The organism is Aeromonas tecta (assembly GCF_000820185.1).
Lineage (GTDB): Bacteria > Pseudomonadota > Gammaproteobacteria > Enterobacterales > Aeromonadaceae > Aeromonas > Aeromonas tecta.
This window is the reverse complement of sequence record NZ_CDCA01000010.1, coordinates 304572-313091: the sequence shown is the minus strand read 5'-3', so window position 1 is coordinate 313091 and position 8520 is coordinate 304572. Positions and strand designations below refer to the sequence as shown.

Below are 8520 nucleotides of genomic sequence, written 5' to 3'. Positions count from 1 at the left end.
GGCCGCCAGCGGCAGGCTCAGGAGGAGGGATAGAATCAGCCCCAGTGCGTGCATGACAACGCCGGGGATAGGCATCCTTATCAAGTAGCACCTTCCTGATTTGTGCCGTCTCTGCATCATGGTGGGATCGTATTGCCGTCAGGCGAGTCTGAGGGGCAACCGATGTGGGCGCATTGTAGCACCGCCCTCTGGCCGAGCCTTCGCCTGTTTTTGCTCCCATGCTGGGAGGGCTGTCACATTTTTCTCGTATGACGGTGCCAACTCCGATAGACTGCGCCTCTATTCTTTCCCCTTTGCTCTGCTCCCCGGGGAAATCGTTGTTTCTCAATAGGCCCGGACCCTGTGAGATGGCATCGGCTCAGCAGAGGAGCCCCACCACAAATTCCCGGCGCCACTATCCCTAGCAGGTAATTATGAGTTTTTCTTCCCTCGGTCTGGCCGAACCCTTGTTGCGTGCCGTTGCCGAGCAAGGCTACGACACCCCGTCTCCCATTCAGCTGCAAGCGATCCCCGCCGTACTGGCCGGCCGCGACCTGATGGCGGCGGCCCAAACCGGGACCGGCAAGACCGCAGGCTTTACCCTGCCGATGCTGCAGCGTCTGATGGAGAGCAAGCGTAAGGTTTCTCCGAACCGCATTCGCGCCCTGGTGCTGACCCCCACTCGCGAGCTGGCCGCCCAGGTGGGCGAAAGCGTGCGCAACTACGGCAAACATCTGCCGATGCGCAGCCACGTGGTGTTCGGCGGCGTGAGCATCAACCCGCAGATGATGGCGACTCGCCGTGGTCTGGACGTGCTGGTTGCCTGCCCTGGCCGCCTGATGGATCTCTACAACCAGAACGCCGTCAAGTTCGACGAAGTGGAAATTCTGGTGCTGGACGAAGCGGACCGCATGCTCGACATGGGCTTCATCCGTGACATCCGCAAGATCCTGGCCCTGATGCCGAAACAGCGTCAGAACCTGCTGTTCTCCGCCACCTTCGCCGACGAAATTCGCGAGCTGGCCACCGGCCTGCTCAACAACCCGGCGGTGATCGAAGTGGCCCCGCGCAACAGTACCGCCGAGCGTATCGAGCAGTTGGTGCACCCGTGCGACAAGGCCAACAAGATTGCCCTGCTGAGCCATTTGGTTACCAGCAACGACTGGCAGCAGGTGCTGGTATTCACCCGCACCAAGCACATGGCCAACCGCGTTGCCGAGACCCTCGACAAGAACGGCGTCAGCGCCGCCGCCATCCACGGCAACAAGAGCCAGGGTGCCCGTACCCGCGCCCTTGCCGGTTTCAAGGATGGTAGCGTCAAGGTGCTGGTCGCGACCGACATCGCCGCCCGCGGTCTGGACATCGACAAGTTGCCGCAAGTGGTCAACTTCGAGCTGCCCAACGTGGCGGAAGACTATGTGCACCGTATCGGCCGTACCGGCCGTGCTGGCGCCGCCGGTCACGCCATCTCCCTGGTCGCCGCCGATGAAGGCAAGCTGATCAAGGCCATCGAGCGCCTGACCAAGCAGAACATCCCGTGCGAGCAGGTGGCTGGCTTCGAAGCCTCCCGCGAGACGCTGGACAACATCGCCCGTGGTATCGGCGCGCCCCTGCGCAAAGAGCCGCGCGACCCGAGCGAACCGCGCCGTGCCCCCCGTCCGCAAGGTCAGGGCCAGCGTCAGGGCGCCGGTCGTTCAGGCAATGGTGGCAACGGTGGCGGTGCTCGCACCGGCAACGCGGGCAAGCCAAAGCCGCAAGGCAGCCAGCGCCCGGCCGACGGTGCCGCCAAGCCGGCCCAGGCTCGTCGCCCCCGCCGCGCGACCCACAACCAGTAAGCGGCTCAGGGGACTCCCTCACCGCGCCACAGGTTGATACAAAAAGCCCTGCCAATCTGGCAGGGCTTTTTTATGTCGAGGAGATAAGATGGCGATCCAGATGCTGTGCTGGCCTATTGAACTTTAATCTCGTTATAACTCTATTTAATAGATTTAATGTGGATTAAGTAGGGTGTTTTTGTTTGGTTATGCAGATAAATACTCCACATCGAGCGACTATCGCCAGCTGGTATTGCCGGCAAGGGAGAAACGTCCGGCCCCGAGCAGCGCCACCGCCAGTGCCCCGATAAAGAAGTAGGCCAGGCTCTCGATGGCCCAGGCACCGACTGCGTCCAGTTGCCAGGTCTTGGCCGTACCGACCATTAGCCAGGCCACCACCATGGTGAACGCCAGCACCAGTGCCGCAGGTCGGGTCAAGACGCCGAGGATGATCAGCAGCGGCGCCACCACTTCTCCCAGCAGCACCCCATAGGCGATAAAGCCGGGCAGCCCTTTGGCCATCAGCATGGCGCTGATGCCATCTACCCCATCGATCAGCTTGTGCAGGCCGTGAAACAGCATCAACCCCCCGACGGCCAATCGCAGCAACAGTTTACCCATGTCTTCGTGGTGCAGCAGGCGATTGATGTTGTTCAGCAATGTCTCAACCATTTGAAAGTATTCCCTTTACGATCATGTTTATGCCAGCTTGCACTGGGCTCTCTGGTGTCGCGCTCACTCGCATAAAGAGGAACTCATCTGACCACCAGTCCTCCCACCTTACTCCGTCTCGGGTCTCATGAAATTGAGAAGAATCAATGAAACAGAGCCAAATGATAATTATTACTGCTGGATGGGCTGAAAGAGATGAGGGGCTGGGGCGGTGTAATCGGTATCGCCATCAATACGAAAACGGGGAGAAGCCCGAAAACAATGGGGCCTGCTGGCACCCAAAGCATCGCAGGCACCCTCCTTAATACAAAGCCCCACCAATCTGGCAGGGCCTGCATGTCAAAGATGGTGAGTTATTCCCCGTAGAGCCTGATCTGCAGCACATTGGCAATGGCGCTGCCGTTCCAGTGGTACTCCAGATGCTGGGTCTGGTGAATTTTGGTGATGAGGCGAGGGCGGTAGAGCACGTAGCAGTCGTGGCCGCTGTGGCGCACCGAGCGGTAGTGGATGCCGTCCTGGCCCTGGGTCTGCTGCTCCCTGGCAAAGTCTTGGGACTGGCCGTAGTCGGTGGCGTGATAGAGGGGGGAGGCGAGATAACCATCCCCGCGGATATCGACGAGGTGAGCGCAAAACTCGGTATGGAGCACCCGCATCTGCAGCTTCTGGGCTGGCTCCTGGGTGTAACCGAAGACGCGCTCCTGGTGATAGACAGTCTCTTTCACCGCGGTATCAAGTAGAGGGGCACAGTAGTAGCCGCCAAAGTCCCCCGTGGTGAAGCGGGCCCCCTCCGGGTTGAGGTGAGTGAAAGCGGCCATCACATAGCTGCCGCCTGACAGTCCCACCAGCCAATCCGCCTTTGGCACCCGGCCAAGATCCCCGGCTTCCTCCTTCAATCTGTCATTGGTCAGGGCCTCGACGGCCCAGACCGCCTCCAGCTCGTCGGCGTTGGCCACGTCCTCATAGAGGCAGATGGGGGGATAGCGGCTCGGGATGATGCGAAAGGCCTGCTGATCGGCAAGCTCACTCAGGGGGAGAGTGGCTGACATCAGGCCATGCCCCCGCGCCAGGCGTGCAAGCGGGTCGCGACCTCATAGAGATCGGCCACGCGCCCCCCCTGCATAATGTTCATGGCGCTGCGCCCGGCGAAGAAGGGGTGACTGTTGGGCTTGCGCACCCAGCCGTAGATGCTCTCATCGAGGCTGAACAGTACCCGCAGGCTCTTGTGGATGTTGAGGATGTAGCTCATCCGCTCCTGCATATCCACGGTCAGGCGGATCCCGCCGCTCGACTCCTTGTACTTGTTCAAGGTTGAACGCGATGAGATACCAAGCAGGGTCAGCTGTTCATCTGTGCTGCACTGCCATTTGTCCAGAATGCGGAACACCACCGGCAGCGCCTTGCTGGGATCGATGGCGTTCTCTTGCTGGGATACCTGTGCTGTGGCGACCATGATGCCTCCTGCTTTTCCGTGCCAGAGTGGGCACTGATGTGGCTTATCGTTTGGTTATCAGTGTAGAAGCGCGGCGCAGTCATGTACACATATATACAAAAATGCATTTATTTGTACATTATTAGCGTGGCTGAGTTCATGACTGCCAATGGCATGACCGAGGACGCCGGCCAGTAAAAAGCCCCGCCAAGTTGGCGGGGCTTTTGTCTTCAACAACCTAGGGCTATCAGAGCGCGGGCAGGAAACCGAGGCTCACGCTGACTTGTACCCCGACGATCAGCACCCCCATGGCACCGGCCAGACCGAGCGCCAGCACGCCGCCCGGGGCGCGGTAGTGGTGCGCAGCGGCCTGCTTGCGGCTCTGCCACACCAGGGTAACCGGCAGCAGCACCGCCAGCACCGCCAGCGCAATGGCGGCGTAGCCGAGCGCCATGATGAAGCCTTGGGGGAAGTAGAGGGCGAACAGCAGCGGTGGCACGAAGGTGATGAGCCCGGTCTGGCTGCGGCCCTGCCAGTTATCCTTGCGGCGGGTCACCTTGGCCATGAAGTCAAACAGACCGAGCGTCACCCCGAGGAAGGAGGTGGCCAGCGCCAAGTCTGCAAACAGATGCATCGCCTGATTGAACGCAGGCCAGCTGACCAGGTTGCCGACGCTGGCGAGCAGCGTATCCAGCGCGCCGCCGGTCTGGATCAAGGTCTGTTGGCCGAGCAGTCCCAGGATGGCGACCTGCCACAGCACGTAGAGAATGAGCGGTAGGGCCGAGCCCCACACGAAGACGCGGCGCAGCTGCTTGGGGCAATCGCCGAGGTAGAGCATCACGCTCGGGATGGAGCCATGAAAACCAAATGAGGTGAAGATGACCGGCAGACCCGCCAGCAGCAAGCCCTGGCCGAGCGGCATGGAGAGCAGGTGTTGGCCCTCGGCGCGGGGCAGCAGCAGGGCCAGCACCCCCACCATGATCACCAGTTTGACGGTGAACATCAGCCGGTTGAGGTAATCCACCTGCTTGGTGCCGACGCAGACCATGCCGCCAAACAGCAGGGTGAAGGCCCAGGCGGCCTGCTCTTGGCTGACGGTCATGCCGGCATCGGCCATGGCCTGTGCCAGCAGGCTGCTGCCGCCACTGATGTAGGCAGACGCGAGCGAATAGAACAGCATCAGGATACAGAAGGAGGCGATGCGCTTGCCCCAGGGGCCGAGCAGCTGATCCGCCAACTGGTGCAGGTACCACTTGCCGGTGTTGAGGCTCGCCTCCACTTGCAGCATGGCGGTGAAAGCCATCAGGGCCCAGAGCCCGACCATCAGCAGCAGGGTGGCGGGGCCGCCGAGGGAAGAAGAAGCCAGCGGCAGGGCCAGCATGCCGGCGCCTATGGTGGTGCCGGCGATGAGCAGGGTACAACCGAGAGTCTTGGTGTTCATGAGGTTCATCCGAAACGGGAAAAAGATGCCAGGGGCAGTGGTGGCAAGGCGCCTCCGGGGTAGAAACCGGAGGCTAGCGATATCGGAATGGCTGCATCTGTACACTAGACCTGTCGTTTGTAAAAGTTGGTTGCCACGTTATCGGATTAAAATAGGGGTTACAAGGGATTAAGGCTGTGGTTTGTACTGTTAGGTGGCAATAAGTGGAAATAAATGATGACAGCGGGGCGTTAAAGGTGGTTAAAAATACGCCGGCGAGTGTTCTCGTCGGCGCAGAGTGCAGCGTCCGGCCGGGCGCCGACGCTGAGAGATAGGCGGGGGTGGTTAACGGCGGCGCTTGAGGGTGCGGCTCACGTAGTGCAGGCCCGCCTGGTAGTCACCGTTGATGGCCTTGAGGGCGAGTTCCAGCGCCTGGCTCGCCAGGGCGTCGTGCTGCTGGGGCAGGGAGTTGATGCCAAAGGGGAGGAAATCCAGCAGCCTGTCGTCGCCGAAGGTGGCCATGGCGAGCTGGCTCATGTCGCTCTCCTGCTCCAACAGATAGTCGAGCACCCCTTCCATCAGGATGTAGGAGGTGGCAACCAACGCCTCGGGCAGCTGGCCGAGTTGCTGATGCAAGGTTTTGATCAGCCGATAGCCCTCGGCGCGGGAGAAGTGCTCCCCCTCGCAGAGATGGGCTGAGGGTCGGGCACCGTCGTGATCCGCCTGCGCCTGTTCAAAACCTGCCTTGCGCTCCTGGCTGATCGTGAGAGTAGGCAGCGCCGTGATCAAGGCCAGGTGCCGGATGGCCGGGGTGAGCAGGGAGGCGGTGAGATCGCAGCTCGCTTTTTGGTTCTCGCTCGCCACCGTGATGAAGTGCTCCGCCGCCATGGCCCGATCGATGGCCAGGATCTGCACGCCACGAGCCTGCTGATCCAGATAAAAAGGGTCCGCCGGCGGCAGGCAGCTCGCTACCAGGAGCGCATCCACGTGGCGGCTGACCAGCATGCGGGCCAGCTCCTTCTCGGTATCCGGCTCATCTTCCGAGCAGACGATCAGCAGCTGATAACCTTGGGCCCGCGCCCCTTGCTCGAGCCGTTTGGCGAGCTTGGCATAACTGGCGTTCTCGAGATCCGGCAGGATGAAACCCAGCGTCTTGGTCTGGCCACCGCGCAGGGAAGCCGCGCGGCTGTCCGGTTGATAGTTGTGGGCATTGACCACCGCCATCACCTTGTCGCGGGTGGCCTGGCTGATGCGGTATTGATCGGCCTTGCCGTTGATCACATAGCTGGCGGTGGTGCGCGAGACGCCAGCCAGGGCGGCGATTTCATCCAGTTTCATCATGTTGGCTCTGTTTGAGTTGCAAGGCCCGCGTCTGCCCTCGGGCGGGGCAGCGAAAAGTGTGCGCGGGATCATATCATTGAAAAGCACTCTCTGCGGGCACTTGAACAATTGGCTGAAACGATTCAGTCTGAGTGTAGGTGAAACGATTCAGCTTGTCAGCAAGCAATGGCCGACCGGGTTTAAAAACGGGCCCTGGATCACCAAGGGACACATTCCGGTCTACTTTTGGCAGGCAAGTTTCCTGAAATTCAAATCGTGTTGAGCAGAACCCGCTGTCAGGCGAGGTCGACTCTTTAGGAGAATCTCTATGTTGAAGTTGGCGCGACAGCAAATCCTGCTGGGGCAATCGGTCGGAACCAAGGCGGAGGCCATCGCCTTGCTGGCCGGCAAACTGACCGAGGCTGGTCTGGTGGAAGCCGGTTATGTGGATGGCATGCTGGCCCGTGAGGCGCAGCACGCCACCTACCTTGGCAGCGGCATCGCCATTCCCCACGGCACCACGGACACCCGTCATCTGGTCAAAAGCACCGGCGTCATGGTGGCCCAGTTCCCCCAAGGCATCGAGTGGGATGATGGACAGATTGCCTATGTAGCCATCGGCATCGCCGCCAAGTCCGACGAGCATCTGGGGATCCTGCGTCAGCTCACCCATGTGCTGGGTGACGAACAGGCCGCTCAAACGCTCAGGACCGCCACCGATGAAGAGACCATCATCAACATCCTGACCGGTGCCAGCGAGGCGAAAGAGGTGCAATTCCTGACCCTGGCCGACTTCCCGGCCGACGATCGCGACCAACTGCTGCTGGGGGCCGCCGCCCGCGCCAAGTCTGCCGGTTGGGGTGACGCCGCCATGGTGAGCGCCCTGCTGGCAAGCGAACCCGCCTATCTGGGGGAGGGCGTCTGGCTGGCCCGTGCCAATGTACAGCACACCGCCTCAGCCCAGACCGGCTGGGTACTGGCCACCCCGAGCAACGTACTGAGTGCCGGTGAGCTACCGGTGAGCGCCCTGCTGCTGCTGTGCGCCGCCGATGCCAGCCACCTGCCGCAGCTGGAGAATCTCGCCAAGCTTGCCGCTGCATCCCAGCTCGCCAGCCTGGCGGGCAGCGAGGGGCTCGCCATGTTGCAGGCGGGGCCGGCCAGCGGCCTGTCCGATACCTTCACCATCATCAACCCCCACGGCCTGCACGCCCGCCCGGGCGCCATGCTGGTCAAGGTAGCCAAGGAGTTTGCATCCGACATCCGGGTGGCGAACCTCGATGGCAGCGGCGAGGCGGTCTCCGCCAAGAGCCTGATGAAGGTCATCGGCCTGGGGGTCAAGTGCGGCCATCGTCTCGCGTTTCGCGCCGAAGGGGCGGATGCCGAGGCCGCCCTCAAGGGCATAGGCGCCGCCATTGCCGCCGGTCTGGGTGAGGGGGTGCACTGATGGACATCGTCACCATCACCTTGAACCCGGCGCTGGATCTCACCACCCGCCTCGAGGCCCTGGCCCTTGGCGAGGTGAACCTGGTGAGCGAGGGCAACCTGCGCGCCGCCGGCAAGGGGATCAACGTCGCCATGGTGCTCAAAGACCTTGGCCGCGAGGTGGGGCTGAGTGGTTGGCTCGGTGCCGATAACCAGCAGAGCTTCGTGTCGCTGTTTGCCGAACGGGGGCTGGCCGATCATTTCGTACGGGTCGCGGGCAGCACTCGCATCAACGTCAAGATCTCCGAGCAATCGGGTCGCGTCACGGATCTCAATCTGCCTGGGTTACAGATAAGCGATGAGGCCGTTCATCAACTGGAGGCGGCCATCGATGATCTGGCCCCTCATGCCGACTGGTTCGTACTGGCGGGCAGCCTGCCCAAGGGCGTCGAGCCTGCCTACTG

At 61.7% G+C, this 8520-nt stretch carries 7 protein-coding genes and 1 pseudogene; 3 read left to right on the top strand and 5 right to left on the bottom strand.

Annotated features, from left to right (window positions below; genetic code table 11):
• Positions 1 to 413 precede the first annotated feature (413 nt).
• Positions 414 to 1814 carry a DEAD/DEAH box helicase gene (locus BN1137_RS02745; protein WP_050717124.1) on the top strand — a complete coding sequence of 467 codons (1401 nt, stop codon included), beginning with the start codon at positions 414 to 416 and terminating at the stop codon, positions 1812 to 1814.
• A gap of 216 nt (positions 1815 to 2030) precedes the next feature.
• Here BN1137_RS02745 and BN1137_RS02740 read toward each other — a convergent pair whose 3' ends face one another.
• The 5 genes from BN1137_RS02740 to cra all read right to left on the bottom strand — a co-directional run bounded on the left by BN1137_RS02740 (position 2031) and on the right by cra (position 6655).
• Positions 2031 to 2465, bottom strand: coding sequence for a DoxX family protein (locus BN1137_RS02740; RefSeq protein ID WP_050717123.1), 435 nt, complete (start codon positions 2463 to 2465; stop codon positions 2031 to 2033).
• A gap of 353 nt (positions 2466 to 2818) precedes the next feature.
• Positions 2819 to 3511, bottom strand: a complete 693-nt coding sequence (locus BN1137_RS02735; RefSeq protein ID WP_050717122.1) for an RES family NAD+ phosphorylase — start codon at positions 3509 to 3511, stop codon at positions 2819 to 2821.
• Positions 3511 to 3915 (bottom strand): MbcA/ParS/Xre antitoxin family protein, encoded by a 405-nt coding sequence (locus BN1137_RS02730; RefSeq protein WP_050717121.1) that lies wholly within the window; start codon positions 3913 to 3915, stop codon positions 3511 to 3513. Before BN1137_RS02730 ends, BN1137_RS02735 begins: the two co-directional genes overlap by 1 nt.
• 226 nt (positions 3916 to 4141) lie before the next feature.
• The gene (locus BN1137_RS02725) at positions 4142 to 5335 is read right to left on the bottom strand and encodes an aromatic amino acid transport family protein (RefSeq protein WP_050717120.1); all 1194 of its coding nucleotides are present in this window, start codon (positions 5333 to 5335) and stop codon (positions 4142 to 4144) included.
• 324 nt (positions 5336 to 5659) lie between these two features.
• Complete coding sequence (cra, locus tag BN1137_RS02720) at positions 5660 to 6655, bottom strand: catabolite repressor/activator (protein ID WP_050717119.1); 996 nt, start codon at positions 6653 to 6655, stop codon at positions 5660 to 5662.
• A 307-nt stretch (positions 6656 to 6962) separates the two neighbouring features.
• On the opposite strand from cra, the gene fruB reads away from it, so the two are divergent.
• Both fruB and BN1137_RS02710 read left to right on the top strand, forming a co-directional pair.
• The gene (gene fruB, locus BN1137_RS02715) at positions 6963 to 8078 is read left to right on the top strand and encodes a fused PTS fructose transporter subunit IIA/HPr protein (RefSeq protein ID WP_050717118.1); all 1116 of its coding nucleotides are present in this window, start codon (positions 6963 to 6965) and stop codon (positions 8076 to 8078) included.
• Positions 8078 to 8520 (top strand): annotated as a pseudogene (locus BN1137_RS02710) (1-phosphofructokinase family hexose kinase); the annotation flags it as partial. The gene fruB and the pseudogene BN1137_RS02710, both read left to right, overlap by 1 nt.

What these genes read in the sequence shown, in the direction of transcription:
- BN1137_RS02745 (WP_050717124.1), top strand. Translation starts at nt 414, where the DNA reads ATGAGTTTTTCTTCCCTCGGTCTGGCCGAACCCTTGTTGCGTGCCGTT.
- BN1137_RS02740 (WP_050717123.1), bottom strand. Translation starts at nt 2,465, where the DNA reads ATGGTTGAGACATTGCTGAACAACATCAATCGCCTGCTGCACCACGAA.
- BN1137_RS02735 (WP_050717122.1), bottom strand. Translation starts at nt 3,511, where the DNA reads ATGTCAGCCACTCTCCCCCTGAGTGAGCTTGCCGATCAGCAGGCCTTT.
- BN1137_RS02730 (WP_050717121.1), bottom strand. Translation starts at nt 3,915, where the DNA reads ATGGTCGCCACAGCACAGGTATCCCAGCAAGAGAACGCCATCGATCCC.
- BN1137_RS02725 (WP_050717120.1), bottom strand. Translation starts at nt 5,335, where the DNA reads ATGAACACCAAGACTCTCGGTTGTACCCTGCTCATCGCCGGCACCACC.
- cra (WP_050717119.1), bottom strand. Translation starts at nt 6,655, where the DNA reads ATGATGAAACTGGATGAAATCGCCGCCCTGGCTGGCGTCTCGCGCACC.
- fruB (WP_050717118.1), top strand. Translation starts at nt 6,963, where the DNA reads ATGTTGAAGTTGGCGCGACAGCAAATCCTGCTGGGGCAATCGGTCGGA.